The sequence below is a fragment of the Streptomyces flaveus genome (assembly GCF_014647675.1).
In the GTDB taxonomy this organism is placed as follows: Bacteria; Actinomycetota; Actinomycetes; order Streptomycetales; family Streptomycetaceae; genus Streptomyces; species Streptomyces flaveus.
Genome location: NZ_BMPQ01000007.1, coordinates 114754 through 141742 on the forward strand (window position 1 = coordinate 114754; position 26989 = coordinate 141742).

At 69.6% G+C, this 26989-nt stretch carries 25 protein-coding genes; 24 read left to right on the forward strand and 1 reads right to left on the reverse strand.

The window, feature by feature from the left end; all coding sequences use genetic code 11:
- Positions 1 to 43: 43 nt before the first annotated feature.
- The 4 genes from IEZ21_RS16610 to IEZ21_RS16625 all read left to right on the forward strand — a co-directional run bounded on the left by IEZ21_RS16610 (position 44) and on the right by IEZ21_RS16625 (position 5648).
- A complete protein-coding gene (locus tag IEZ21_RS16610) occupies positions 44 to 2005 on the forward strand; it encodes an oxidoreductase (protein ID WP_189322669.1) in 1962 nt (653 codons plus the stop codon).
- Entirely contained in the window at positions 2002 to 2409 is a 408-nt protein-coding gene (locus IEZ21_RS16615; protein WP_189322670.1) for a hypothetical protein, read from the forward strand. The genes IEZ21_RS16610 and IEZ21_RS16615 overlap by 4 nt, the downstream gene beginning before the upstream one ends.
- A gap of 125 nt (positions 2410 to 2534) precedes the next feature.
- On the forward strand, positions 2535 to 3992 hold the full coding sequence (locus IEZ21_RS16620) for an aldehyde dehydrogenase (protein WP_189322671.1): 1458 nt from the start codon (positions 2535 to 2537) through the stop codon (positions 3990 to 3992).
- A gap of 135 nt (positions 3993 to 4127) precedes the next feature.
- Complete coding sequence (locus IEZ21_RS16625) at positions 4128 to 5648, forward strand: GMC family oxidoreductase (protein ID WP_189322672.1); 1521 nt, start codon at positions 4128 to 4130, stop codon at positions 5646 to 5648.
- 331 nt (positions 5649 to 5979) lie between these two features.
- On the opposite strand, the gene IEZ21_RS16630 is transcribed toward IEZ21_RS16625, so the two are convergent.
- Positions 5980 to 6780: an alpha/beta fold hydrolase gene (locus IEZ21_RS16630; RefSeq protein WP_246567809.1), complete on the reverse strand. Its 801-nt coding sequence runs from the start codon at positions 6778 to 6780 to the stop codon at positions 5980 to 5982.
- A gap of 430 nt (positions 6781 to 7210) precedes the next feature.
- On the opposite strand from IEZ21_RS16630, the gene IEZ21_RS16635 reads away from it, so the two are divergent.
- The 20 genes from IEZ21_RS16635 (at position 7211) to IEZ21_RS16730 (ending at position 26981) form a co-directional block, all read left to right on the forward strand.
- A complete protein-coding gene (locus tag IEZ21_RS16635; protein ID WP_246567811.1) occupies positions 7211 to 8671 on the forward strand; it encodes an FAD-binding oxidoreductase in 1461 nt (486 codons plus the stop codon).
- A 404-nt stretch (positions 8672 to 9075) separates the two neighbouring features.
- Positions 9076 to 9864 (forward strand): enoyl-CoA hydratase/isomerase family protein, encoded by a 789-nt coding sequence (locus IEZ21_RS16640; protein WP_189322674.1) that lies wholly within the window; start codon positions 9076 to 9078, stop codon positions 9862 to 9864.
- A 5-nt stretch (positions 9865 to 9869) separates the two neighbouring features.
- The gene (locus IEZ21_RS16645) at positions 9870 to 10256 is read left to right on the forward strand and encodes a Zn-ribbon domain-containing OB-fold protein (protein ID WP_189322675.1); all 387 of its coding nucleotides are present in this window, start codon (positions 9870 to 9872) and stop codon (positions 10254 to 10256) included.
- Positions 10253 to 11398, forward strand: coding sequence for a thiolase family protein (locus IEZ21_RS16650; RefSeq protein WP_189322676.1), 1146 nt, complete (start codon positions 10253 to 10255; stop codon positions 11396 to 11398). Before IEZ21_RS16645 ends, IEZ21_RS16650 begins: the two co-directional genes overlap by 4 nt.
- A gap of 47 nt (positions 11399 to 11445) precedes the next feature.
- Entirely contained in the window at positions 11446 to 12666 is a 1221-nt protein-coding gene (locus IEZ21_RS16655) for an acyl-CoA dehydrogenase family protein (RefSeq protein WP_189322677.1), read from the forward strand.
- Positions 12667 to 12682: 16 nt separating this feature from the next.
- A complete protein-coding gene (locus IEZ21_RS16660; RefSeq protein ID WP_189322678.1) occupies positions 12683 to 13663 on the forward strand; it encodes a phosphotransferase family protein in 981 nt (326 codons plus the stop codon).
- 60 nt (positions 13664 to 13723) lie between these two features.
- Positions 13724 to 14980: an acyl-CoA dehydrogenase family protein gene (locus tag IEZ21_RS16665; protein WP_189322679.1), complete on the forward strand. Its 1257-nt coding sequence runs from the start codon at positions 13724 to 13726 to the stop codon at positions 14978 to 14980.
- On the forward strand, positions 14977 to 15753 hold the full coding sequence (locus tag IEZ21_RS16670) for an SDR family oxidoreductase (RefSeq protein ID WP_189322680.1): 777 nt from the start codon (positions 14977 to 14979) through the stop codon (positions 15751 to 15753). Before IEZ21_RS16665 ends, IEZ21_RS16670 begins: the two co-directional genes overlap by 4 nt.
- Positions 15750 to 16523: an SDR family NAD(P)-dependent oxidoreductase gene (locus IEZ21_RS16675; protein ID WP_189322681.1), complete on the forward strand. Its 774-nt coding sequence runs from the start codon at positions 15750 to 15752 to the stop codon at positions 16521 to 16523. The genes IEZ21_RS16670 and IEZ21_RS16675 overlap by 4 nt, the downstream gene beginning before the upstream one ends.
- Positions 16520 to 17329 (forward strand): enoyl-CoA hydratase/isomerase family protein, encoded by an 810-nt coding sequence (locus IEZ21_RS16680; RefSeq protein WP_213089307.1) that lies wholly within the window; start codon positions 16520 to 16522, stop codon positions 17327 to 17329. The genes IEZ21_RS16675 and IEZ21_RS16680 overlap by 4 nt, the downstream gene beginning before the upstream one ends.
- 30 nt (positions 17330 to 17359) lie before the next feature.
- The gene (locus IEZ21_RS16685) at positions 17360 to 18508 is read left to right on the forward strand and encodes an acetyl-CoA C-acetyltransferase (protein WP_189322682.1); all 1149 of its coding nucleotides are present in this window, start codon (positions 17360 to 17362) and stop codon (positions 18506 to 18508) included.
- An 84-nt stretch (positions 18509 to 18592) separates the two neighbouring features.
- The gene (locus IEZ21_RS16690) at positions 18593 to 19216 is read left to right on the forward strand and encodes a TetR/AcrR family transcriptional regulator (protein ID WP_165338442.1); all 624 of its coding nucleotides are present in this window, start codon (positions 18593 to 18595) and stop codon (positions 19214 to 19216) included.
- A gap of 202 nt (positions 19217 to 19418) precedes the next feature.
- Entirely contained in the window at positions 19419 to 19799 is a 381-nt protein-coding gene (locus IEZ21_RS16695) for a nuclear transport factor 2 family protein (RefSeq protein WP_189322683.1), read from the forward strand.
- Positions 19796 to 20173 carry a hypothetical protein gene (locus IEZ21_RS16700; RefSeq protein WP_165338440.1) on the forward strand — a complete coding sequence of 126 codons (378 nt, stop codon included), beginning with the start codon at positions 19796 to 19798 and terminating at the stop codon, positions 20171 to 20173. The genes IEZ21_RS16695 and IEZ21_RS16700 overlap by 4 nt, the downstream gene beginning before the upstream one ends.
- A 37-nt stretch (positions 20174 to 20210) precedes the next feature.
- On the forward strand, positions 20211 to 20531 hold the full coding sequence (locus tag IEZ21_RS16705) for an EthD family reductase (protein WP_165338439.1): 321 nt from the start codon (positions 20211 to 20213) through the stop codon (positions 20529 to 20531).
- A gap of 91 nt (positions 20532 to 20622) precedes the next feature.
- Positions 20623 to 22131, forward strand: coding sequence for a class I adenylate-forming enzyme family protein (locus tag IEZ21_RS16710; protein ID WP_189322684.1), 1509 nt, complete (start codon positions 20623 to 20625; stop codon positions 22129 to 22131).
- A 78-nt stretch (positions 22132 to 22209) separates the two neighbouring features.
- Positions 22210 to 23250, forward strand: coding sequence for an MBL fold metallo-hydrolase (locus IEZ21_RS16715; RefSeq protein WP_189322685.1), 1041 nt, complete (start codon positions 22210 to 22212; stop codon positions 23248 to 23250).
- Positions 23251 to 23541: 291 nt separating this feature from the next.
- Positions 23542 to 24207, forward strand: a complete 666-nt coding sequence (locus IEZ21_RS16720; RefSeq protein ID WP_189322686.1) for a dienelactone hydrolase family protein — start codon at positions 23542 to 23544, stop codon at positions 24205 to 24207.
- 118 nt (positions 24208 to 24325) lie between these two features.
- Positions 24326 to 25483, forward strand: a complete 1158-nt coding sequence (locus tag IEZ21_RS16725) for an amidinotransferase (protein ID WP_246567848.1) — start codon at positions 24326 to 24328, stop codon at positions 25481 to 25483.
- A gap of 439 nt (positions 25484 to 25922) precedes the next feature.
- On the forward strand, positions 25923 to 26981 hold the full coding sequence (locus IEZ21_RS16730) for a vWA domain-containing protein (RefSeq protein WP_189322687.1): 1059 nt from the start codon (positions 25923 to 25925) through the stop codon (positions 26979 to 26981).
- Positions 26982 to 26989: the final 8 nt, after the last annotated feature.

The window sequence follows — 26989 nt, forward strand, 5'->3', positions numbered from 1 at the left end:
GGACAGACGAAGACCGGCGAAGAGCACAGACGAAGAGAGCCGCATGACGCCACGCACCCCACGCGCCCTCGCCGCACCATCCCTGGCCGCACCGTTCACGCTCTGCGGTCTCACCCTCCGCAACCGCCTTGTCGCCACCGCACACGCCACCGCCGCCGTCACCGACGGCGCCCCCACCGAGACCGACGCGGCCTACTGGCGGCGGCTGGCCGAGGGCGGCGCCGGCATGGTGATCACCGGAGGCACCGCCGTGGCCCCCGAGTCGACGCTGCCGCAGCGCTACCTGACCGAAGCGTGGCGCCCCGAGATCAAGGACGCGGTACGCCGCCGCGCAGAGGCCATCACCGACGGGGGCGCCGTGGCCGTCGCGCAGCTCGTCCACCTCGGCCGGGAGACTCTCGGCGCCGGCACGTTCTACGCGCCGGTCTCGGCCGCGGCCGTCCGCTCGCCCCGCGAGGCGACCACGCCGCACCCGCTGAGCACCGAAGAGGTACGTGGTGTCGTCGACGCCTTCCGTATCTCCGCGGCGAACAGTGTGCAGGCCGGTTTTCACGGCGTGGAACTGCACGCCGGCCACGGCTATCTGCTCGCCCAGTTTCTCTCCAGGGTCAACAACACCCGGGACGACGAGTATGGCGACCGCATCGCCCTGCCGGCCCAGGTGATCGACGCCATCCGTACCGAGATCGGTCAACTCCCCATCGGCTTACGGGTGTCGGTGGAGCCCGGCGAGGAATCCGGACTCGGCCTGGACGACCTGATCGAGCTGCTGCCCCGCCTGTGCGCCGCCGCGCCCATCGCGTACGTCAACGTCACCACCGGCGTCCGCAACACCTACGTTCCCGGTATGGCCACCACCCGCCCGCCGCTGCTGGAGTCCGTGGCCCGTATCCGCTCGGCAGTCGCGGTGCCGCTCCTGGTCAGTCAGGGATTCCGGTCGGTCGCGGACATCGAGCGGGCGCTGGACTCGGGGGCCGATCTGGTCGGGATGGCCCGGCCGTTCATGGCCGACCCCGACTTCGCCCGCAAGGTGATCGCGGGCGACGAGCGATCCGTACGCCCCTGCACGGGCTGCAACGAGGGCTGCCGTACCTTCGAGCCCACCGGATCGTGCTCGGTGAACCCCGAACTCGGCCCGCCGGGAGCAGCCGCCCGCCCGGCCATCCCGCTGCTGCTTACCCGGCGGGGTGCCCGCGGCGGCCCTGTCGCCGTGCTCGGAGCGGGCCCCGCCGGCATGGAGTGCGCGATGGCGCTTGCCCGTTCCGGCGCCGAGGTGACGCTCTTCGACACGGCTCGTCGAGCCGGCGGCCAGGCACGCCTCGCCTCCCTCGCCCCGCACCGCTCCGGCTGGCAGAAGTTCGTCGACTACCAGCGCGATCAGCTCGCCGACCTCGGCGTGCGGGTGCGGCTGGGCACCTCCCCGGCGCCGGACGACCTGGCGGCGTACGCCCAGATCGTGCTCGCCACCGGCGCGGCGGAAGAGTCCGTCCACGTGCCGGGCGAGCTTCTGACACTCACCAGTACGGACTTCCTGAGCCGGTACTCGGACGTCGTACCGGAAGCGTCCGGCGTCGCCGTCCTCGACGACGGCTTCGGGTGGTGGCAGGGCATCAGCGCCGTGGAGAGCGCGCTGGCGGCCGGCGCCCGCGAGGTCACGGTCATCACTCCCGGCACCGGTTTCGCGACGGGCCTGTCGCCGGAGAACCGCACCCAGTTGATGAACCGGCTCACGGGTGCGCCCCTGCGCGTCGTCGCGATGAGCACCGTGACCTCGACGACTACAGACGGTGTACGCCTGCGCCATGTCCTGGACGGTCAGGAGACGCACCTCGCCGCCGACGTCCTGGTCACCGTCGGCGAACGCCGGCCCCGCCGTCCCGACTTCGCCCCTGCCGCCCACCAGACCGTTCGCGCGATCGGCGATTGCGTCGTGCCGCGCCGTGTCGCGCACGCCGTCGCGGAAGGGCGCGCGGCGGCGGAGGCCGTCGCCGCGAGGCTGCTGTGACGATCCGCGCGTGGGCGGCGATCCGTCAGTGGGCCGGGCGGCCGGTGGTGCTCCCGCCCGAGGTCTGCGCCTGCGGCATCGGCCATGCCGGCGTGATGCGCCTCGATGACATCGATCGCCTCGATCGCATCAACGGCATCAACGGCATCAACGGCATCAACGGCATCAACGGCGTCGACGGCCGCGGCCTCGTAGGGGCGCACCAAAGAGTGAGCCGTCGACGGAGACCGGACGGCGACCGCGGGAGGCCGGACGTCGCATGTTTGAGCCCGGACGTTGGCCGCGGGAGGCTGGACTTCCCGCGTTGGAGTCCGGACGTTGGCTGCCGGAGGCTGGACGCCGCACGTTGGAGCCCGGACGTCGTTCACCGGAGACGGACGTCATCTCTCGGGCCGGTCGACTGATGTCCCGCACTTCTGACCGCACCGCATGAGCTCCGGGCGATGCCTGTGCCCTCGCGTGCCGTCTGAGCCGAGCACACCTTCTCCTCCGCGGCACTTCCGCGCTTCCCCAGAGAGGCAGTCCCCGCATGGCACACCAATACGACCGCATCCTCATCGGAGGCCGGCTCACGGACCCCTCCACCGACCGCGTCGCGCAGGTCGTCTCACCCAGCACCGAGGAGGTCATCGGCCACGTCCCCCTGGCCTCGACGGCGGACATCGACGCCGCCGTGGCCGCGGCCCGGCAGGCGTTCGACGCCGGCCCCTGGCCGAGGTGGAGCGTTCAGCAGCGTGCCGCGGCCCTGCGCGACCTGGCCGACCGCCTCGACACGCGCGCGGCCGAACTCGCCGGTCTGGCCATGGCCGAGACCGGCTGCCCGCGCGGCTTCGCCGAGGGATACTTCGCCATAGCCCCCTCCAACTACCTACGCTTCTACGCGGAGTTGGCCGAGGGATACGTCTTCGAGGAGGTGCGGGTCAACGGACCGACCCGCACCCTGGTCGTCCGCGAACCCGTCGGCGTCGTCGTGGCCATTCCCGCCTGGAACGGCCCGCTCCCGCTGACCACCCAGAAGATCGCCGCCGCCCTCATGGCCGGCTGCACGGTCATCGTCAAGGTGCCGGTGCAGGACCCCCTCGCCTGCCATGTCTTCGCCGAGGCCGTGGCCGAATCGGCCGTTCCCGAGGGCGTCATCAGCGTGTTCGCTGCCGATGCCGTGGAGAGCGAGTACGTGGTCGCCCACCCGGGTGTGGACAAGGTCAGCTTCACGGGAAGCACCGCCGTCGGCTCCCGTATCGCCGAGGCCTGCGGCCGCGACATCCGCCGTGTGACCTTGGAACTGGGCGGGAAATCGGCGGCGATCGTGCTGGACGACGCCGACATCGACGCCGTCGTCCCGGCTCTCGTGGGCTGCGGCGTCGCCTTCATGCAGGGCGAGATCTGCACCGCTCAGACCCGCATCCTGCTGCCGCGCTCCCGCTACGCAGAGTTCACCGACGCCTTGGCCCGTCACATGAGCTCCCTGCCCATCGGTGACCCGGCCGACCCCGCGACCGTGATCGGACCGATGATCACCGAAGCGCACCGGGCGCGTGTCGAGGAGTACATCGCCCTCGGCCGGAAGGAAGGCGCCACCGTCGCCTGCGGCGGCGGCCGCCCTGCGGGCCTGGCCACCGGCTGGTACCTGGAACCCACCCTGTTCACCGACGTCACCAACGACATGCGGATCGCGCAGGAGGAGATCTTCGGCCCGGTCGTCGTCGCCATCCCGCACGACGGCCCCGACCATGCCGTCGAGCTGGCCAACGACTCCCCGTACGGGCTCTCCGGAACCGTCTGGACCCAGGACGAGGAAGCCGCCCTCCGCATTGCTCGCCGCGTACGCACCGGAACCTTCAGCATCAACAGCTACACCCTCGACATCAATGCCCCCTTCGGCGGCAGCAAGAAGTCCGGCATCGGCCGCGAGAACGGCCACGAAGGCCTCGACGACTACCTCGAGCCCAAGGCGATCGCCCTGTCGGGCGCGCCGCTGACCGACTGAGCCGCGACGCCCGCCTGTCGATTCCTCGGTCTCGGTCACGTCCTGGATCTCGTACATCTCCTGTCTCGTCACGTCTCACGTCTCGTACGTCCCCTTCGTCCAATCCTTGGTCTCAAAGAAGAGAAAGAGGTAAGCATGGCGCGTCGCATAGTGGTGTGCGGCGGAGGTTCCGCCGGTGGTGTCCTGGCCGCCCGGCTCAGCGAGGACCCCGCGAACACCGTCACGCTCGTCGAGGCCGGCCCCGACTACCGCACCCCGGAGGAGACCGCCCCCGAGCTGCTCGACGCCAACCAGTTCGGGTTCACCACCCACGACTGGGGCTATGAGTCGGCCGACCACGTTGCCGATGCCGACAGCATTCCGATGTTCGGGATCGTCGAGCAGGGCATCCTGCCCGTTCTGCGCGGCAAGGTCATCGGCGGCTCCTCGTCCGTCAACGGCGCCAACGCCCTGCGGCCCACGCCCGAGGACTTCGCCCGCTGGACCGGACTGGGCAATGACCGCTGGTCCTGGGACCACGTCCTGCCGTATCTGAAGAAGCTGGAGGACGATCCGGTCGGCGGAGAACTGCACGGCACCGGTGGACCCGTACACATCGAGCGCTTCACCGAAGGCAACGGGCTGCGCCCGGTCATGTCCGCGTTCCTGGAAGCCTGCGCGCAGGCCGGCCACCCCGTCCACGAGGACATCAACGGCGTCCGCAAGCGTGGCGCGGGCCCGATCCCCTTCAACCGCAAGAACGGCATCCGGCAGAGCTCGGCCATCGCCTACCTCGGCCCGGCCCGCCACCGAGAGAACCTGACCGTATTAGGCGAACAGACCGTTGACCGCGTGGAGTTCACCGAGGACGGGACGGCCCGAGCGGTGATCCTCGCTGACGGCACCGTTCTCGAAGCCGACCTGGTCGTCCTGTCCGCCGGAGCCATCGGCAGCCCGGCGATCCTGATGCGCTCGGGCATCGGCCCGCGGCGGCTGCTCGACAGGCTGTCCATCCCCACGGTCCAGTGCCTGGAAGGCGTGGGCTGCAACCTCCGTGACCACCCCATGGTCTACCTCACCTACGCCGTGGACGAGGAGGCGGTCGGTGAACTCATGCCGCCGTTGCAGACCGCCCTGGCGTTCTCCTCGGCCGGGGCAGCCGGACAGGGCGAAGTCGACCTGCACGCGCTGCCGTTCACCATGGAGCCCGGGGTGATGCTGGTGCCTCTCGCCGTGGTCCGCCCGTACTCGTTGGGCAGCGTGGAGATCACCTCACGCGCTCCTGAGGCCGACCCGAGGATCCGGTTGGGTCTGTTCGACCACCCCGACGATCTGCGGCGCATGGTGGCCGGCATCCGGCAGATCCGGGAGATCATGGGCTCGGGACCACTGGAGAAGTACGTCCGTGCCGAGACGTGGCCCGGGCCCGAGGCGACCACGGACGCCGACCTCGCACGAGCCGTCCTCCAGGGCAAGAACACCTACTGCCACGCGGTGGGCACGTGTGCGATGGGCGGGGAGGGCACCCCGGCCGCGGTGGTCGACCAGGCCGGCAAGGTGCACGGGGTCGACGCACTGTACGTCGTCGACGCCTCCACCATGCCGGACATCCCGGCCGTGCCGACCAACACCACGGTCATGATGATGGCAGAGCGCTGGGCGGACCAACTGGGCTGAGGCGACTGACGGTTGGTGCGATCGCACCGCACGATCGCACCGCATGACCGCACCGCACGACCGCACCGTATGAGTGATCCGGTCGCCGGACATCCGGCGGCCGGCTTACCGGCGGCATGGAGTCGGTGGCGCTGACGCGACCGAGGTGCAGTGCAGGTCGTCACGGACGACCGCCATGTGCTTCAAGGCCAGGGCGGCTGCATAGGCTCGCATGGCCGGAACCCGCCCGCGCCGCATGAGTCCGACCTCCTCGCCGACAGAGACGAGGACGGGGGATCAGCGACCGGTCGGCCACGTCAGCGGCCGCCTGAGTGGTCCTCAGCCTTGTCGTTCAGCCTTGTGCCTCGACCTCACGCCAGAACGCGTCGACGCGGGCGTTGAACAGGTCCGGGACCTCCTGGAAGGGCTGATGGGCCTCCCCGGGCAGTACTTCGAACACGGCGCCTGGGATCCCCTCGGCGACCGCGCGCCCGAGGCGCGGTGGTGCGGCGATGTCGAGCTCGCCGGCCAGGACGAGCGTCGGTGCGGTGATCTCTGCCAGGCGGTCGAGTGTGTCGTGGGTTCTGAACGGGGCGAGCTGGCGCTGAAAGGCTTCGACCGACTGCGGGTGCGGGAAGGCCAGCGCCTCCTCGATGATCTGGTCGACCGTGCCGTCGGCGTGTGCGCGCGGTGTATAGATCCACAGGAAGAACGCCTCGAGCATGGCACGCTCGCTCGGGGCACGCTCGGCCATCCAGTGCCAGAAGCCCATCATCGAGCGCACATAGGCGTCGAGGCGGGCCCACGTGCTCATGAGGACGAGGCTGCGGACGAGCCCGGGATGGTTGAGCGCCAGCTCCTGGGCGATGAGGCTGCCTCCCGAGAATCCGGCGACGTGGGCGGCCGGGACCTGGAGCGCGCGCAGTAGCGCGGCGGCGTCGTCGGCCATCATGGGTACCGAGAGCGGTTCCTCGGGCAGCGGCGTACGTCCGGCGCCACGGTTGTCGAAGGCGGTGACCCGGTAGCGATCCGAGAGCCCGTCGAGCTGCGACTGCCATGCTTCGGCGGGATCGCTGAGCCCAGCGACGAGCAGGACGTCGGGCCCCCGGCCCCGGCGCTCGACCCAGAACTCGGTGCCGTCGACATTGATCATCTCGCCCATTCTCAGCCTCCGGGACACCTGATTCTGCCCACGCCTGTGCAGTCTCGTGGTGCTGCTGCGCCCGTCCTCGTGGTGCTGCTGCACCGTCCTCGTGCTGCCGCTGCACGTCGAGGTCGCCGGCCTGCTGCTCGGCGCGGTCCACGTGCAGGCGCCCGGCGCTTTCGCCGTCACCGAGCGAACTGGCTCGCCCGGGCTCGGCACCAGGCGCGGCGGCATGACGAGGCGCGCCATATCGACACCGTCCCACAGACTGCGGAGGTCTGCCTGCGGTAGCTCGCGGTCCCCGGATCCTTGCGGCGCAGCCCGCGCGCGAGGTCATCTCCCCGACCGATGCCCTCAGCAAAGAGCCACAGGGCGCGCAGCGAGATCGGATCGCGTCTCGGCCCGCTGGGGGTGATGCTGAAAAGCCTGGGAGGTTGCCATGAGTGAGAGGCACAGCCACAGCGACGGCCCGCCAGTGAGCAGGGACGAAGGGCGGCGCGGCACGGAGGCCGGCATTCCGGGCTCCCTCGTGGAGGAGCTCGCTTCGAGGTTTCGGGGGCAGCTCATCCGGCCGGGGGACCCGGGCTACGAGCCGGCACGAGAGATCTGGAACGGCATGATCGACAGGCACCCCGCACTGGTGGCGCGGTGCGACGGTGACGAGGATGTGATCGCCGCAGTGAGCTTCGCCCGCGACAACGAACTGCCGCTCGCGGTACGCGGAGGCGGGCACGGCGTCGCCGGCCACGCGCTCTGCGACGGTGGAGTGGTCATCGATCTGTCCGAGATGATGGCGGTCGATGTCGACCCCGAGGGACTCACAGCTCGTGCGCAGGGTGGCTGCAGGCTGGGAGACCTCGACCGCGCGACCCAACGGCATGGGCTTGCCACTCCTACGGGGGTGGTGTCGGCGACCGGGATCGCCGGACTCACCTTGTCGGGCGGGATGGGCTGGCTTCGGCGCAAGTACGGGCTGAGCTGCGACAACCTCGTATCCGCGAAGGTGGTTACCGCCGATGGGACACTGGTTGCCGCCGACGCGAGCGAGAACAAGGACCTCTTCTGGGCGATCCGCGGCGGCGGCGGCAACTTCGGGGTCGTGACGTCCTTCGAGTACCGCCTGCATCCCATCGGACCCGAGGTGTTCTTCTGCTTCGTGTTCTACCCCGCGGACCGTGCCGGAGAGGTGCTGCGGTCCTGCGAGCGGTACCTGTCGGCGGCACCCGATCAGGTGGGTCCGATCGCGGTGTTCGGCCGGGTGCCGGAAGCCGAAGAGTTCCCGGCGGAGTGGCACGGAGAGCCCTACGTGGCGCTCCTGGCGCTGTCCCCCGACAGCCCCGCGGAGGGCGAGCGAGCCCTGCAGCCGCTCCGGGAAATCGCCGAGCCGATCTGTGACCTCAGCAGCGCCACCACATACCTGGAGGCGCAGGCAGTTCTGAACGACGACTACCCGGATGGCGGGCGCTACTACTGGAAGTCCGTGAACGCGCCCGAGCTCAGCGACGAGTTGATCGAGTGTCTGGTGCAACACGCTGCTACGGCGCCGTCGAGGGCGTCGACCATCGACGTCTGGTTTCAGGGCGGCGCGATGGCACGTGTGGGCGAGGAGGAGACTGCCTTCGCCAACCGCGGTGCGGCGTACCTGCTCGGCATCGAGGGAAACTGGGGGGACGATGCCGACTCGGCGGAGAACGTGACTTGGGTGCGAGACACCTTCGCCGACCTGCGCACGTACTCCTCCGGGGGTGTCTACCTCAACTTCCCCGGCTTCCTCGAGGAGGGGGAACAGCTCATGCGTGAGGGCTACGGCGTCAACTACGAACGGCTCTCGGCGGCCAAGGCGACATACGACCCCGCAAACCTCTTCCGCCTCAACGCCAACATCGAGCCGAAGCGCTGAGCCGCTCCAGAGCAGAGTTTGGCCTCGTGGCGGGGGCACTGCCCGGCTTCCTGACCTCGTCGGCGATCCGCCTTTGTGCAACGGCTCCCTGCCCGCTCACGCCAACGCGTGCGCCTTCAGCAAGTCCTGGACGGTTGACCGCTTGACCGCCGGGGCGAGCAGGTAGGTGGCGAGGGCCCGGCGGCTTCTGGGGCCTGCGCGTCGGTTCAGGGATTGAACCGAAGTAGGTATGCTCATCAGGAAGCGATTTGAACCAGATTCGGTTCGATCACCCTGTAGAACTGTCTGCTGCGAGTTGCCGGACGGCGACATCCTTCGAACTTGTCTCGATCAAAGGGTTGACAGGGTCCCTCGGTGCTTCCAAACTCGGAGTGAATTCAGTTCAGTTTGGAAGGGTGAGCAGCATGGCAGTGGAAGACGAGATCCAGTTCGAGCGTGACGGCCACGTGGCCCGTGTGTGGCTCAACCGCCCGTGGAAGAAGAACTGCGTCACGGTTCCGATCCTGAACCGGCTCGACGAGATCATCACCGAGGTCGACGAAGACCCCGAGCTGCGAGTCCTGGTGGTCCGCGGTCGCGGCGGCACCTTCTGCTCGGGCTTCGACCTCGACAGCCTGAAGGCCGAGTACGTCGGCAAGTCGAACGCGATCGATGTCGCCGTGAAGTCCGCGAAGGTGTGCGACCGCCTCTACTCGATGAAGACCCCCTCGGTCGCGGTCCTGGAGGGCCACGTCACCGCCGGCGGCTTCGAGATCATGATCTCCTGCGACTTCGCCATCTCCGCGGACGACGCCAAGATCGGCGACTTCCACATCCGCCGCGCGCTGTTCGGCGGGGCCGGCCCGATCTACCGGGTGCCGCGCATGATCGGCATCCGCAAGACCAAGGAGCTGATGCTCACCGGCAAGCTCCTCTCCGGCATCGAGGCCGTCGAGTTCGGACTGATCAACAAATCCGCCCCGGCCGACAAGCTGGACGAGACGGTCGATGACTTCATCGGGGACCTCATCGACAAGAGCCCCTTCATGATGTGGCTGACGAAGATGACGATCGACCGCAGCCTGGACGCCGACACCCAGTCGCTGATGGTGATGGAGCACCTCGCCGTGGGCGTGGCCCTCAACTCCGAGGACGCGAACGAAGGTGTGTCGGCGTTCCTGGAGAAGCGTGAACCCAAGTGGACGGGGCGCTGATCCGGATGGCCACGGATCCGCGGAGTCCGACCGTCGCCGTCGGGCTCCAGGGCTCATGCTGCTCCGGCTGCGCGGTGACGGCCTACCCCGCGGAGGACGCGTGCCCGCGCTGCGGGGGACCGGCCGAGCCGGCGGTCCTCCAGGGCACGGGCAGGCTGTGGACCTGGACGGTGCAGCGGTACGCCCCCAAGTCCCCGCCCTATCAGGCCCCGCCCGGCGGCTTCGTGCCGTTCGCGCTCGGTTACGTCGAGCTGGTGGAAGGCGTGCGGGTGGCCGCCGTACTCGAGGTCGACGACCTCGACGACGTCCGCATCGGCATGCCCCTCACCGTGACCGCGGGCCACGGCGTCCCGCGGGCCAGGCCCACGACACCCGGCGAGGAGGGCTCATGAGTACCGACGTACTGATCTGCGGCGCCGGGCGCACCCCGTTCGGCCGGTCGGAGGCGAGCGGTCGGCAACTGGCCGTCGGTGCGGTGAACGCCGCGTTGGCGGACGCCGGGATCGAGTGGTCGCGGGTGCGGGCCGCGTTCGGCGGCAGTGACAGCGCCGGCCTCGCCGACACGCTGGTGGCCCAACTCGGCCTGACCGGGGTGCCGTTCATCAACGTCAAGAACGGCTGCGCCACCGGCGGCAGCGCGCTGGTCTCCGCCGTGAACGCGATCCGCTCCGGAATGGCGGACGTCGTCCTCGCGGTCGGCTTCGACAAACACCCGCGCGGCGCCTTCGACCCGCGGCCGGAGGACTGGGGGCTGGGAGCGGAGTACGGCAGCGACGGGCTGATGGTGACAACCCAGTTCTTCGGCATGAAGATCCAGCGCTACATGTACGACCACGGAATCACGCCCCGCACTCTCGCCCTGGTCGCCGAGAAGGCGTACCGCAACGGCGGTCTGACCCCTGAGGCATGGCGGCGCAAGCCGGTGTCGGCCGAGGAGGTCCTCGAATCCGGCATGGTCAGCGATCCGCTGACGCGCTACATGTTCTGCTCCCCGGGAGCAGGCGCGGCCGCGCTGGTGCTCTGCTCGCCCGAAGCCGCGCGCAGCCTGGACGGCCCGCCGGTCGCCTTGCGCTCGGCGGCCGTACGCACCCGGCGTTTCGGCTCGTTCGAAGTCTTCAGCCCCTGGATCCCCGGTGGTCAGCTGACCAGCGTCAGCCGTGATGCCTCGGCCGCCGCCTTCGAGGAAGCCGGGATCGGCCCCGGCGACGTCGATGTCTGCCAGCTGCAGGACACCGAGAGCGGCGCCGAGGTCATGCACATGGCCGAGTGCGGGTTCTGCGAGGACGGCGAGCAGGAGCGGCTGATCGCCTCCGGTGTCACCGAGATCGGCGGAACGCTGCCGGTCAACACCGACGGCGGCTGCATCGCCAACGGCGAACCCATCGGCGCTTCGGGGCTGCGCCAGGTCTACGAGATCGTCCAGCAGCTGCGCGGTCGGGCCGGCGAACGCCAGGTCCCGGGCGAGCCCAGGGTCGGCTTCACCCATGTGTACGGCGCCCCGGGCGTGAGCGCCTGCACGGTGCTGTCCCGCTGAACGAACGTCCCCGTTGAACGTCCCGCCGATCGGAGGTGGAAGAAGACATGAGCGATATCCCGGAAGCCGGCGCTGTCCCGGAGCCCGAGGAGTTCCGCACCCAGGCCCAGCAGTGGCTCGCCACGGTCGCCAGGCCCCGCGCCGCCGACGAGGAATGGGGCAGCGGCTCCGACTCCGTCGCCGTGTTCGAGAACTGGACCGAGGAGCAGGAGAGCGAGCACACCGCCCGCATCCAGGAGTGGGAACGCACCCGCTACGACCAGGGGTGGGGGGCGCTCAACTGGCAGGAGGCGTACGGGGGACGTGGACTGCCCGCGTACTACGAGCAGCTCTACCGCACCGAAGAGGCGGCCTTCGACGTGCCGCACCGCACCGAGGTCTTCCCGGTGACGCAGCAGCTCGTCGCCCCCGCGATCGGCATCTGGGGCACCGAGGAGCAGAAGGAGCGCTGGCTGCGGCCCATGCTGCGCACCGACGAGCTGGCCTGTCAGCTGTTCTCGGAGACCGAGGCAGGATCCGACCTCGCCGCGGTGCGGACCAGGGCCGTGCGCGACGGCGACAACTGGGTGCTGACCGGGCACAAGGTGTGGACCTCCGGAGCTCGCGTCGCGACCTGGGGTGTCGCGGTGTGCCGCACCGATCCGGACGTACGCAAGCACGCCGGCATCACCGTCTTCCTGGTGCGCATGGACGCGCCGGGCGTGACCGTACGGCCCATCCAGCAGATGACCGGCGGCACCAGCTTCAACGAGGTCTACCTCGACGGCGTGGTGGTGCCCGACACCGACCGGCTCGGGCCGGTCGGCGAGGGCTGGCGGGTCACGCTCAGTGTGCTGGCCGCCGAGCGGCTCGACTCCGGCAACCTCGGCCTTGACAACGCCGACCGGGCGCTGGAACTGGCCGGGAACCTGCCCCGTCCGCTCACCGGCAGCGAACAGCAGCGGGCCGCCGACCTCCACATCCGCACCCTCGTCCAGCGGCTCATGGGACTGCGGGTGACCGCGGCCCTCGTGGCCGGACGCGAGCCCGGCGCGGAAGCCTCGGTCGGCAAGCTCTACGCCACCGAGACCATGCGGCGCACCAGCGATCTGGTCTCCGAGCTGCTGGGGGCCGGCCTGGTCGCGGACACAGGGGAGTGGGGCACCTACGCCTGGACGGAGCACCTGCTCGGCGCCCCCGGCTACAGCATCGCGGGCGGCACCGACGAGATCCAGCACAACATCCTCGCCGAACGCGTGCTCGGCCTGCCCAGGGAGCCGGTCCGATGAGTAAGGAGCACGTCCGATGAGCACGGCCACCCAGGTGCCGGAGCTGTCCGTCCGCGTCCGCGACCGGCTCGCCCGCCGCCATCCGGGCGCCCCGATCGGCGAGTTGACGGTGCTGCCGGGCGGCCACTCGGGGCTCACGTACTCCGTCACGGCCGGGGATCACAGGTACGTCGTCAAGGCAGTGCCTCCGGGGCAGCGGCCCGTCGGACGCAACGACGTGCTGCGTCAGGCGCGCGTGCTGGGCGCGCTGGCCGGGGCCGTGGAGCAGGTCCCGGTACCGGGGGTCGTGGCCGTCGACGAGACCCAGCCGGCGTGGTTCGCCATGGACTTCGCGGTCGGCGAGGCCGTCGAGCCCGTACTCGACGAGCCCGAGGTGCCCGCCGCCACGGCCCGCGCGCGCATGCTGGAGATCGCCTCCGTGCTGCGGCGGCTGCACGCCACCGACACCCGGACGCCCGGGCTCGACGCACCGGAACCGCTCGACGCGGCCGGTGAGTTGGAGCGGTGGAGCCGCACCCTGCACGCCGTACCACCGGAACTCCGGCCGGGCGGCGAGGAGTTGCTGGCTCGCCTCGCTGCCGACGTGCCCGGCGGCATGCCACCGGTTCTGCTGCACGGGGACTTCCGGCTCGGCAACGTGCTGTGTGACGGTGAGCGCGCGATGGCGGTCGTCGACTGGGAGATCTGGAGCGTCGGCGACCCGCGCATCGACCTCGGCTGGTTCCTGCTCTTCGCCGACCACCGCAACTTTCCCCAGCTGGGGCACGCCGTGCCCGGTCTGCCCAGCGAGGCCGAACTGCTGGACGCCTACCTCGACGGTCGGCCCGCGCTGCCCGCGATGGACTGGTTCCGGGCGCTCGGCCGCATGAAGATGGCCGCGATCATGGGCCACAACCTGCGCCGGCACCGCGAGGGCAAGCACCACGACCCGGACCAGGAGCGACTGCCGCCGACCATCGCCGCGATGATCCGCACGGCACGCGACATCCTCGGCTGATCCGGACCGACCACACGAACCCCGGCACCCCGCACCCCGGCACCCCGGACAGGAGCAATCGTGGATTTCGGATTCTCGCCACGGGCGAGTGAACTCCAGGACCGCATGCGGTCGTTCATGGAGCAGCATGTCTTCCCCGCCGAAGCGGTCTACGACCGGCAGCTCGCCGAAGGGGACGACCCGCACGCGCTGCCGCCCGTGATGACCGAGCTGAAGGAGAAGGCGCGCGCCGAGGGTCTGTGGAACCTCTTCATGGCGCACGGCGACTGGGGCGCGGGGCTCACCAACCTCGAATACGCGCCGCTCGCCGAGCTGGCGGGCCGCTCCATCATCGGCCCCGAGGTGTTCAACTGCTCGGCGCCCGACACCGGCAACATGGAACTGCTCGCGCTGTTCGGCACGCCCGAGCAGCAGGAACGCTGGCTGCGGCCCCTGCTGGACGCGGAGATCCGCTCCTGCTTCGCCATGACCGAGCCGGAGGTCGCCAGTTCCGACGCCCGCAACATCCGGACCCGTATCACCCGCGACGGCGACAGCTACGTCGTCAACGGCCGCAAGTGGTACACCTCCGGGATCCTCGACCCCGACTGCAAGCTGATCATCCTGATGGGCAAGACCGACCCGGACGCGCCCACCTACCGGCAGCAGAGCATGCTGCTCATCCCCCGGGACACCCCGGGCGTCACGGTGCTGCGCGACCTGCCGATGTTCGGCTACACCGACCGGCTGGGACACGGTGACGTGCTCTTCGAGGACGTCCGCGTGCCGGTGGAGAACATCCTCAGGGGCGAGGGGGAGGGCTTCGCGCTCGCCCAGGGACGGCTCGGCCCCGGACGGATGCATTACGCGATGCGCGCCGTGGGCTTCGCCGAGCGCGCCCTGCAGCTGATGTGCGAGCGCGTCACCGAACGCACCGCCTTCGGCGGGCCGCTCGCCGACCAGGGCGTGGTGCGTGAGTGGATCGCCCGCAGCCGCATCGAGATCGAGCAACTGCGCCTCCTCGTCCTCAAGTCCGCCTGGCTGATGGACACGGTCGGCAACGCCGCCGCACGCATGGAGGTCGCCGCGATCAAGGTCGCGGCGCTGGAGGTCGCCCACAAGGTGGTCGACCGCGCGGTGCAGGCGCACGGCGCGGCGGGGGTCAGCGACGACACCGTACTGGCGCGGCTGTACGCGATCACGCGTGCGCTGCGCATCGCCGACGGCCCCGACGAGGTGCATCTGCGGACGGTGGCCCGCCAGGAACTCGCCAAGTACCGCAAGACCGGCCCGAAGAGCGAGCACCGGACGACCGACACGAAGGCAGGAGCAGCGTGAGCGCCAACACCCTCGACGGCAAGGTCGCCGTCATCACCGGTGGATCCCGCGGCATCGGCCTCGGCATCGCAACCTCCTACCGGGCGGCCGGCGCGCATGTGGTGATCGCGGCCCGCAAGGCGGCCGGACTCGCAGAGGCACGCGAGGAGTTGCTCCGCGTCAAGGGCGACGGCGACGTGCACACGGTGGTGGCCAACGCCGGCGAACCCGAGCAGGCCGAGGCCTGCGTCGACGAGACCATGTCCCGCTTCGGCCGGGTCGACGTCCTCGTCAACAACGCGGCGACCAACCCGTACCACGGCGACCTGCTCGACCTGGACCTGCCCCGCGCGGAGAAGACCGTACGCGTCAACCAGTACGGCATGATCGCCTGGACCCGCTGCGCGTGGCGTGCCTGGATGGCCGAGCACGGGGGAGCGGTGGTCAACATCGCCTCCGTGGGCGGGCTGATCGTCGACCCGCACATCGGCTACTACAACGCCACCAAGGCCGCCATGCTGCACATGACCCGGCAGCTCGCCTACGAACTCGGCCCGCGTGCGCGGGTGAACGCCATCGCTCCCGGTCTGATCAAGACCGAGCTGGCGCGGGCGGTGTGGGAGGTGCGCGAGCCGATCCTCACCGCCAAGCTGCCGCTGCGGCGCCTCGGCACGGTGGAGGACGTGGCGAACGCGGCGCTGTTCCTGGCCTGTGACGCCTCCTCCTGGATGACCGGCCAGACCCTCGTGCTCGACGGCGGCGCGACCGCCCTGCCGATCGGAGTGGACGAGTGAGCGCGCCGCAGTCGACCGCCGAGCTGTTCTCGCTCCAGGGCCGGACAGCCCTTGTCACCGGCGCCTCCGCCGGGCTCGGCGCACGCTTCGCCGCAGTCCTCGCGCAGGCCGGCGCCACCGTGTTCGCCGCGGCCCGCCGCATCGACCGGCTGAAGGAACTAGCCGACTCCGACGCCCGCATCCACCCCGTCGCCTGCGACGTCTCGCTCGCCGCCGACCGTACGCGGCTGGCCGAGACCGCGCTGGCCGCCACCGGCCGTCTCGACATCCTGGTCAACAACGCGGCCACCTCCGGCGAGACCCGCGCCGAGGACGAATCGCCGGATGCCTTCGCCGACGTCCTCGGCGTCAACCTCACCGCGCCCTACCACCTGGCCCGCCTCACCGCCGAGGCACCCGGTGACACGGGCGGCAGGAGCATCATCAACGTCTCCTCCATCCTCGGTCTGGTGACCGCCGCCCCCCTCGGCGGCGCGAGTTACTCGGCGTCCAAGGCCGGACTGATCGGCCTGACCCGGGAGTTGGCCGGGCAGTGGGGTCGCAGCGGCATACGTGTCAACGCGCTCGCCCCGGGCTGGTTCCGCACCGAGATGACCGCCGACCTCTTCGGCGACGAGCGCTCCAGCCGCTGGGTCGAGCGCAACACCCTGCTGGGGCGCGGCGGCGACGGCCACGAACTCGACGGCGCGCTGCTGTTCCTCGCCTCGGACGCCTCCTCGTACTGCACAGGACAGGTGCTGACCGTCGACGGCGGATGGACGGCGCGATGACGGCCGGAGCGATGAGTGTCGGCATCGAGATCGACGACGACGGCCTTGCCCGCATCACCCTGCGCCGGGGCGAGGCGGGCAACGCCATCGATCTGGACACGGCGCGCGGACTGCTGGACGCGGCACGGATCTGCGCACGTGAGGCCGTACGGGCCGTGCTGCTCACCGGCGAGGGGAAGTCCTTCTGCGTCGGGGGTGACCTCAGGGAGTTCTCGCGCCTGTCCGGCGAGGCACTGGAGAAGCACCTCACCGCGGTGACCGACGCGCTGCACGACGCCCTGCGTACGTTCGCCGCGGGCGACGCGCCCGTGGTGGCCGCCGTGCAGGGAGCCGTCGCGGGCGCGGGCATCGGTCTGGCCGCGGCCGCCGATGTCACCCTCGCCGCCGACAACGCCTCGTTCACCGCCGCGTACACCGGTATCGGTTACTCACCGGACGCCGGAGTCAGCTGGTTCCTGCCCCGCCTGGTCGGCCACAAGCGAGCCCTGGACCTGCTGCTGACGAACCGTCGGATACCGGCGGCGGAAGCCGCGGACATCGGACTGGTGAGCCGCGTCGTCGCCCAAGACCGACTGGCCGCCGAGGCCGTGCGCACGGCAGAGGCCCTGCGCGGTGGACCCACCGCCGCCTTCGGGGCCACCCGTCGCCTCGTCGCCGCCGGGCTGACCGCGGACCTCGGTCCCCACCTGGACCGCGAGGCCCGTGCGCTCGCCGCCGCGGCCGCCTCCGACGCGGGCCGTGAGGGCGTAGCCGCCTTCCTCGGCAAGCGGGCGCCCGACTTCACGCGCGTCCCGCCCAGCAGCTGAACCCGTACCCGAAACCCCCTGGAGCCCACCGTGTCGGAAGCATTCATCGTCGGAGCCGTCCGCACCCCCGTCGGCCGCCGCAAGGGCACGCTCAGCGGCGTGCACCCCGCCGACCTCGGCGCCCATGTGCTGCGCGCCCTGCTGGAGCGCACCGGGGCCGACCCGGGCGCCGTCGACGACGTGTACTTCGGGTGCGTCAGCCAGCTCGGCGCACAGACCGGGAATATCGCCCGCACGGCCTGGCTGTCGGCGGGGCTGCCGCAGCACGTCCCCGGCACCACCATCGACCGCCAGTGCGGTTCCTCCCAGCAGGCCGTGCACTTCGCCGCCCAGGCGGTCGGCTCCGGCGCCGCCGACCTGGTGGTCGCCGGCGGTGTGGAGGTGATGAGCCTGGTGCCCATCGCCAGCCCGATGTTCGTCGGCGAGCAGGCCGGCATGGGCAGCCCGTTCGCGGGGGACGGCTGGCGCGAGCGCTTCGGTGACCAGGAGGTCTCGCAGTTCCGCGGGGCCGAGCTGATCGCCGAGAAGTGGGGCATCTCCCGTACGGACATGGAGCGGTTCGCGCTCACCAGCCACCAGCGGGCCCTCGCCGCCCAGGCCGACGGCGCCTTCGACGACGAGATCACCCCGGCCTTCGGGCTCACCGCCGACGAGGGCCCGCGCGCCGACACCACCCTCGAGAAGATGGCCGGCCTGAAGACCCTCACCGAGGACGGCCGGCTGACCGCCGCTGTCTCCAGCCAGATCTCCGACGGCGCAGCCGCCCTGCTGATCGCCTCCGAGGAGGCGGTGCGCCGTCACGGTCTGACCCCGCTCGCGCGCGTGCACACCATGGCCGTGGTCGGCTCCGATCCGATCCACATGCTCACGGGTCCGATTCCCGCCACCGAGAAGGTCCTGGACAAGGCCGGGCTGTCGATCGGCGAGATCGACCTGGTCGAGATCAACGAGGCCTTCGCCTCCGTCGTCCTCGCCTGGCAGAAGGAACTCGGCGCCGCCCCGGAGCGGGTCAACGCCTTCGGCGGGGCCATCGCGCTCGGGCATCCGCTCGGCGCCACCGGTGCCCGGCTCATGACGACGCTCGTCCATCAGCTGCGCAGGACCGGCGGACGCCATGGTCTGCAGACGATGTGCGAGGGCGGTGGCATGGCCAACGCGACCGTGCTCGAGCGTGTGTGACCTGAAGTCGATTGGCAACTGAGTTCAGCTTGGGGCTACTCTCGGGTAGGACCAGATGGGCGGCAGCCAGGAGACAGGCGGATCATGGGGACAAAGATCGTTGAACCGGAAGCGGGACCCAGGTCCAAGCGCGCCGCCATCCTGGCGGCCGCCGTCGACTGCTTCGGGGAGACCGGCTTCGAGGCCACCAAGTGGTCCACCGTGGCGGAGAGGGTCGGTATCGGGCAGACCGCGCTGTACCACTACTTCGAGTCCAAGACCCACTGTCTGCTCACCATCATGCGGCTCGAGTTGCAGCGTTCCCACGACAAGTTCACGGAGGCCACCGCGGACGCCGCGGAGCCGGTGGAGGCGCTCCGGGCCGCCGTACGTGCGGCGTACGACGTCTCCGACCAGGAAGTTCTGCAGATGCGCATCCTGCAGAACCACATGGACCTGCTCTCCGGCCCGCGCAAGTCCAAGCGGGAGGAGGCCGAGCGCGTCGCGGCCCGTCAGCTGGTCCAGCTCGTCGAGCGGGACTGGACGAACCTGCTGGTGCGGGGCATGTCCCAGGGCGCGTTCCCGTTGCGGGACGCGCAACTGCTGGGATCGAGCGTGCTCGGCCTGATCGTGAGCGTCTGGCGGTGGTACCGGCCGTCAGGGCCGACGCCGCTGTCGGAGGTCAGCGAACTGATCGAGGGTGCCTGCGTGCGGATGGTCGCCACGTGATGCCCTGAGCGGCCGCTGTCGGCTTCCCGTAAGTTTTCCTGCCCCCTGGCGGACATTCGTCAGGGGGCTTTGTCGTGCCCCGTTTCCGGCGCCGCGCTACCGCCGCGGAAGCTTCGTGACGCACTATTGCCAGGCCTGTTTCCGCGGGATTACCATCCAAACTGAATTGAACTTGGCTCAGGTTGATCTGAAGAGGGTTCCTATGGCGTTGCGTGACTACATGGCCAGCATGGACAGCCGGCATCCGGAGCGGACGCTGGACCTGCTCGAACCCGATTTCCGCTTCCTCATCGCCCTGCCGGGCAAGGAGGTCATCGGCAAGTCCAGGGAGGACTTCGCCGCGTACATCGCGGGCCGCAATCCCGTGGACCGGGCGCACGAGATCCTGCGCTACAGCAGGGACGGCGACGTCGAAACCGTCTACGGAGTGGTGACGGAGGGCGGGCGGTACTGCGGCTCCTTCCTCTCAGCCGCGGTCGTGTCACCCGACGGACTCCTGGCCCGCTACCAGTCCTTCTTCACCACTTCCTTCGAGCTCGTCGACTGGTCCGGGCAGGCCGCGAACGAAAGGAGCCGGACATGACCGACACCTCGACCGCGGCCCCCTTCCTCACCGCGTGGTTCGAGATCCTCGACGGGGACGAGCCGTCCCGGATCCTCGACCTGATCAGTGACGACTTCTCGCTGTCCATCCTGTTCTCCACCGGCGACGGCAACGCCACCGACTTCGCCGGGGACCGCGCCGCCCTCGTGGGCTACCTCGAACAGCGCGAGCGGGGCACCCGCACCCACCATCGGCTGTCGGCGACCACGCTCGGCCAGGACGAGCTCTTTCTGGGAGAGGTACGACGCGCAGGTGTCCCCGAGGCGAGCTTTGTCGCCGCCGGGCGGGTGAACGGAGAGGGCCGGCTGCAGCGCCTGCTGATCGGCCGCTCGTCCGAGATCCGCTTCGACTGACCGCACATCTTCACCCGACCGCGTACGGAGGACCGTCATGTACAACCTCGTCCTGCTGGCAGCTCGGCCGCCGGAGTGGACGCACGAGCAGTTCATCGAGTGGTGGCGCGGCGACCACGCGGAGCTGACCTACCGCCTGCCCGGACTGCGTGCCTGGCGGCACACCGAGATCGACGCCGCGCTGGAGCCGCGCTCCGAAGGCTGGGACGGGATCTCCGTGCTCAGCTTCGACTCCCCGGAGGACCTGAAGAAGGCCCTCGCGAGCGCCGAGTGGGCGGAGGCCGTCGCACAGGTCGGTGACATGAAAGGCCGCCGCATCGCGGTGATGGGGCACGAGGCGGAGATGTTCGCCGCTTGAGGCGCCTGGACCGACAGGTCCCGGTCCACCGGCACAGCAGGCACCGCAGCGTTCAGTAGACGGAGTTCGGCACAGCGCAGCGAGGGACGAGATGCGACAGGTAGTGCGGGAGTTCCAAGAGAAGGCGGACGAGGCCGACTTCGTTGCCGTCATCGATGACACGGGCAGCCATACGGCCCGGCAACTGCTCGACGAGGCCACACGGCTGGCCGGGGCCCTGTCCACCGGCACGGCCGGCAAAGCGGGCGGCACGGTCCTGGTCCAGGCGGACAACTCATGGCGTACTGTCGCCGCCACCCTCGCCGTGGGCCTGAGCGGCGGGGTGATCGCGGTGGTCAATCGGCACACCACACACGCCGAGTTCACCGCGGCCTGGGAGGACATCCGCCCGGACGCCGTCGTCGCCGAGCCCTCGGCGATGGAGGAGTGGGCGGTGGCCGAACGGCTGCCGGGACCGGCACAGACGGTGCTCGACGGCTGGACGTGCCTGTCCGCACCCCAGAAGCGCGAGGTGTCGCGCTGGTCCGGCGGCGTCCTGATCGGCCTCACCTCCGGGTCGACCGGGCGGCCCAAAGGCGTAGTACAGTCCGAGCAGGCCCTGCGCTATGCCGCCACGAGCACCATGACCGTCAACGGCCTGTCGCCCGGCGACGCCGTCGCCGCGATCGTGCCGCTGTCGTCGACGGCGGCGTACTGCTTCGGCGTCTACCTCTCTCTCTTGCTGCGCGGGCCGCTCGTCATGACGGGGAAGTGGGACAGGGCCGTCGCACTGCGGCGGATGGCCGACGCCGACGTCCGCTGGACCATGTGCGTACCGACCATGGCGCTGCAGATGGGTGCCGAGGCGGCCGGCTCCGGCATCCTCCGCGGGGTCCGGTCGATCACCGTCGGCGGCGGGCCCATGGACCGCGGCGCCCTGGCCCGGGCCGAGCAGTCCCTGGGCACGAGGATCCTCCGCGTCTTCGGTATGTCCGAGTGCCTCGGCCACACCTCGCCGAGCCCGGACGACCCCGAGGAGATCCGGCTCGGCCGAGACGGCCGGCCCTTCCCGGGCACGGACGTGCGCGCTCTCACCCCCGACGGGCGGGTGGCCGGACCGGGCGTGACCGGCCGGGCGCAGGTGCGCGGCCCTTCCCTCTTCCTCGGTTACGCCCGCGACGGCAAGGTCGATCCGCCGGCGCTGACAGAGGACGGCTACCTGCCCACCGGCGACCTGCTGATGACCCACGAGGACGGCAGCATCAGCATCATGGGCCGCGAGAAGGACATCATCATCCGCGGCGGCCGCAACATCGACATCACGGAGATAGAGCGCGCGGTCGCCAGTTACCCGCGCGTGGCCAGGGCCTGTGTCGCGGCGGTTCCCGACGACGTCCTCGGCGAACGCGTGGCGCTGCTCGTCGTCACCGAGGACGGCGGCGGCATCGACCTGGCCGAGGTGACCGGTCACCTGGAGAGCGTCGGCCTGTCCAAGACCAAGTGGCCCGAATTCGTTTTCGGCGTCGACGAACTGCCCCAGACCAAGGTCGGCAAGCTCGACCGGAGAGGGGCCCGGGACCTGGCCGTCAGACTGAATTCCCCTATGGTCGACCGGACCTGACGAGGCAACACACTGCGAAATGTGCCGTCGCGCGTGCCATCGGGCATGATCCACGGCGGTACATCAAGGAGGAGGAACATGACAGCGCGGTTCGACCAGGGCCCGTGGGCCGCCGCCGGGGTCCAGACCGTACAGCCCGGGGTGCATCGCGTTCCTCTGCCACTCCCCAACGACGGCCTGCACGCCGTCAATGTCTATCTGTTGGAGGACCTGGCCGACGACGGGGGCCTCGTCATGATCGACGGCGGCTGGGCGATCCCCGAGGCGCGCAAGGCGCTGGAGGAGGCGATGGCCTCCATCGGCCGCGACCTCGGCGACATCAGCCACATCCTCGTCACCCACATCCACCGCGACCACTACACGAACGCGGTGGAACTGCGCCGGCTGCTGGGCTCGCGCGTCTACCTCGGCGCGGGTGAACGCCCGGGCCTGGAAATGCTCGACCGACTGCGCAGCGACGAACCCGCCGGCTCACTGGAGACCCTGCGCAGGGCAGGAGCCGGCGAACTCGCCGACCGTATCCAGGCGATGGACCACGGCGGCTACGACCCGAGTGTGTGGGAGGCCCCCGATCACTGGCTCGCCGCCGAAACGCTCCGCTTCGGCGAGCGCGAACTGCATGTCGTACCAACTCCCGGACACACCAAGGGACATGTCGTGTTCCTGGACGAGCAGCGGGGGCTGCTGTTCTCCGGGGACCACGTCCTGCCGCACATCACCCCGTCCATCGGTTTCGAGCTGGCCGAACCGGGCGGCCGGCCGCTCGCCGACTACCTGGATTCGCTGCGGCTGATGAACCGGTACGCCGACGCCCGCCTGCTGCCCGCGCACGGGCCGGTCGCCGACAGTGCCCACACCCGGGTCGCCGAACTGCTCGCCCACCACGACGACCGGCTGGCCAAGAGCCTGACGGCGCTGGGTGAGGACACGCTCGACGCCCACGCGGTGGCGCGCAAGCTCGGTTGGACGCGCCGGGCGGTGCCGTTCGGCGAGCTCAGCGCCTTCAATCAGATGCTCGCGGTCAACGAGACGGCGGCGCATCTGGATGTCCTCGTGCTGCAGGGGCGGGCGATGGTGGCGTTGGTGGGCGGCGTGAACCAGTACACGCGCGTGCGTTGACACCACGGGCCTGTGCGGTTCCGGCACCAAGGGCACCGGACTGCCATGCGCAGGAGGTCGCCCAGGAAGATCACTCGTCCAGGACCACCACCGGGCCGGCGCGCAGGGCGCCCGCGCTCCCGGATGCGGTCCAGGACCGCATCCGGGACGTGCTGCGGCCGGCTCGAATGCGTCGGTGGGGCCATGGTGGTGGGGGGATCCACCCGCCTGGTGTCCGGCGGCGCGTACCGGATCTGTCCTTGGGTACCCGGGCACAAAAAGCCCAACGAGGATCACGTTGGGAGGCAGCAGATGATCTCCGACTTGGTGTTGGTACCCGCACGTGGGGCCCCGCTCGCAGGCGATCTGGTCGTCCCCGGCCCGGTGCGGTCGGTGGTGGTCATCACCGAGGGCAGTAGCAGTTCCCGGGGCAGTTCGCGCGACCGCGAGCTCGCCGACACGTTCCACCGGGCAGGAATGGGCACGCTTCTCCTTGATCTCCTCACTGAACTGGAGAAACGAGCGGACGCACGCTCGGCCCGGCATCTCTTCGACATCCCGTTCCTGGCCCAGCGGCTGGTGGCTGCCATCGACTGGCTGGAGCAGCGGCCGGAGACCGCCGATGTTCCGGTGTGTCTGTTCGGTGCCGATACGTCGGCTCTGCTGGCGGCTGCCGAGCGGCCCCGACGTGTCTCGGCCGTGGTCATTCGAGGCGGGCGTCCGGACCTGACGTACGACGCGCTGCAGAGCGTCCAGGCTCCGGTGCTGTTCATCGTCGGCGGCGATGACGAGCCGGACTCGCGAATCAACCAGGAGACGGCCGGAAGGCTCAGCGCGCCGAGCGAGATCCATGTCGTGCGCGGCGCGACGCATCTGTTCCATGAGCCAGGGGCCCTGGAGGAAACGGCTACTGCGGCTCGGCACTGGTTCGTCTCCCACCTGGGGAACGGGCGGGGGAGCGGACGCCGTTCAGTCTGAACGGCGACCATGGCCGACCTTCTGGTGTGCTTCAGCACGCCACTCTGAGCGGCACGTTGGGTAAGAAGGTTTGGGTAAGAGGGTGATGAAGAGTTTCTGCGATCAGGAGCGGTTGAGCATGGCGGTAGTGCGGAGGCCCGGCATTCTGACGGCGGTCGACGGCAATGCCCGTATCCCTGACAATGCTGCGGAGCATCTCGTATCGCCGGTCAATTCGCATAACGAGTGGGATCCGCTGGAGGAGGTCATCGTCGGGTGTCTCGATGGCGCGGCGTTCCCTTCCAAGCATCCGGTCGTGGACTGCAATATGCCGCCGTGGGCGGCGCGGCTGCTGGGGCTTGCCGCCGGTTTCAGATATCCGCGCGTGCTGATCGAACGGGCGCAGCAAGAGCTCGACCAGTTCGTCACCCTCCTGCAGTCCCTCGGCATCACGGTCCGGCGCCCGGACCCGGTCGACCACAGGCGACGCTTCGGTACTCCGGACTGGTCGTCGCGCGGATTCTGCAACACCTGCCCGCGGGACAGCATGCTCGTGATCGGCGACGAGATCATCGAGACCCCGATGGCGTGGCCGTGCCGGTATTTCGAGACGCACTCCTATCGCCCGATCCTCAAGGACTACTTCCGGCGTGGCGCGCGCTGGACGGCGGCTCCCGAGCCGCAGCTCACCGACGAACTGTTCGAGTCGAATTTCCGTATCCCCGAGGCCGGCGAACCGATGTGGCACATCCTCACCGAGTTCGAGCCCGTATTCGACGCGGCAGATTTCGTGCGCGCGGGACGCGACCTGTTCGTCACGCGGAGCAATGTCACCAATCGCATGGGTATTGAGTGGTTGCGCCGCCATCTCGGACCTGGCTATCGCATCCACGAGATCGAGAGCCGCTGCCGCACGCCCATGCACATCGATACGACGTTCGTCCTGCTCTCGCCCGGCAAGGTACTGGTCAATCCCGAGTACATCGATGTCGACCGCCTGCCCGACGTGCTCAGCTCGTGGGACATCCTGATCGCCCCGGAGCCCACCCCGATCGACGAGCGCCTGCTCAAGGTCACCTCGATGTGCGGCAAGTGGCTCAGCATGAACATTCTCATGATCGACGAGAAACGGGTGATCGCGGAACGGCATCACACCGGCATGCTGCGCGCCCTCGAGAAATGGGGGTTCGAGCCGATCCCGTGCGACCTGCTGCACTACGCGCCGTTCGGCGGATCGTTCCACTGCGCGACACTCGACATCCGGCGTCGCGGCACGCTCGAGTCGTATTTCGATTGATCGGCCGACAGCCGGCCACCTCTGGGACAGGGGCGCCGTCAAGGGTGGGGTGGGGACCCTGCGTCGCTGCCTGGGCGCAGGGCGGTTTCTCGTCGGCCCCGCCTTCGTCCGGTCCACGGCGGATGCCTGCGGTTCGGTCGATCCGGTCGGGCCCGGGTGGGTGTGCGGGACCGTGCGGCGGATCACGTACGTGCCGCTCGCCCGGTCCAGGACGGTCAGATGCTGATGGGTCAGGCCGCGGGCGCCGATGCTCCCCCAGAGGGGGCACCCCCAGCCAGGCGACCACTCCCGTGAGCCGCCATGGACGGTCGCCGGGCGTCTCCTGGATGCCGGACATGGCACTGGATACAGGCATGTGATTGAGCGTCAAACGCCGTTGTCAGTGCCTCCCCATAGAGTGAAGACATCACTCGGGGAACCTCGGAGGGGGAGCACAAACGTGTCCGCAAACAAGATCCAGCACAAGGTGAATCACGTCGCGCTGGTAGTGGACTGTTCGGGTTCGATGCGTCCGCACCAGAGTCAACTCATTCGAGTTGTGGACGAGTTCGTGGCGGGGTTGAAGGCCGAATCCGACAGCCTTGGCCATGAGACGCGGATCAGCCTCTACTCCTTCGACCACAGGGTGGAGAATCTGGTCTGGGACATGGACGTAAAACATCTGCCGTCCATGCGGGGGCTGTACCAGGTCAACAATGGCGCTACGGCCCTCATCGAGGCTTCTCTGAAGTCCCTGGATGACCTGGGTCATATTTGGGAGGAATACGGCGAGCACAGCTTCCTCCAGATCGTCGTGACGGATGGTGAGGAGAACGCCTCCGGCGGCGACAGGCGGCACGACGGCGACATGGCCATCCTTGGCCCCTGGCTCGACAGGATCGCGGCGAAGATGGGCAGGCTTCCGGGCCACTGGACTTCCGCGATCCTCGTTCCGAACTCACTGGCCAAGCGCACCGCCCAGAACTACGGTTTTCCGGCCGGGAACATCGCCATCTGGGATGCGGACTCCCAGAAGGGCGTCGAGGAGGCGATCGGCACCGTGCGCGCTGCCGCCACCAGCTTCCTCCGCGGGCGAGAGCAGGGGGTGCGCGGCACGAAGAACCTGTTCACCGTCGGTCAGGACATATCGGTTGACGAAGTGCGGGCGAACCTCGAACCGATCCCGGCTGACAAGTACCGGATCCTGAAAGTCGACAAGGAGGTCGAGATTCGCCCCTTCGTCAACTCGCATCCGGGCGTGACGTACGAACGTGGTTCGTGTTACTACCAGTTGGGCGCCCGGGCTCAGGTTCAGCAGAACAAGGAAGTCATCGTGGTCGAGAAAGACACCGACCGCGCCTATACGGGCGACGCGGCGCGCAGCCTTTTGTTCGGTACGGACGTCCAGGGGACCGTCTCCGTGAAGGCGGGAAACAATCCCAAGTTGGAGGTGTACGTACAGAGTCGTTCGGTGAACAGGAAGCTCAAGCCGAAGACGCGTCTGCTCATCATGCTCTGAAATCAATG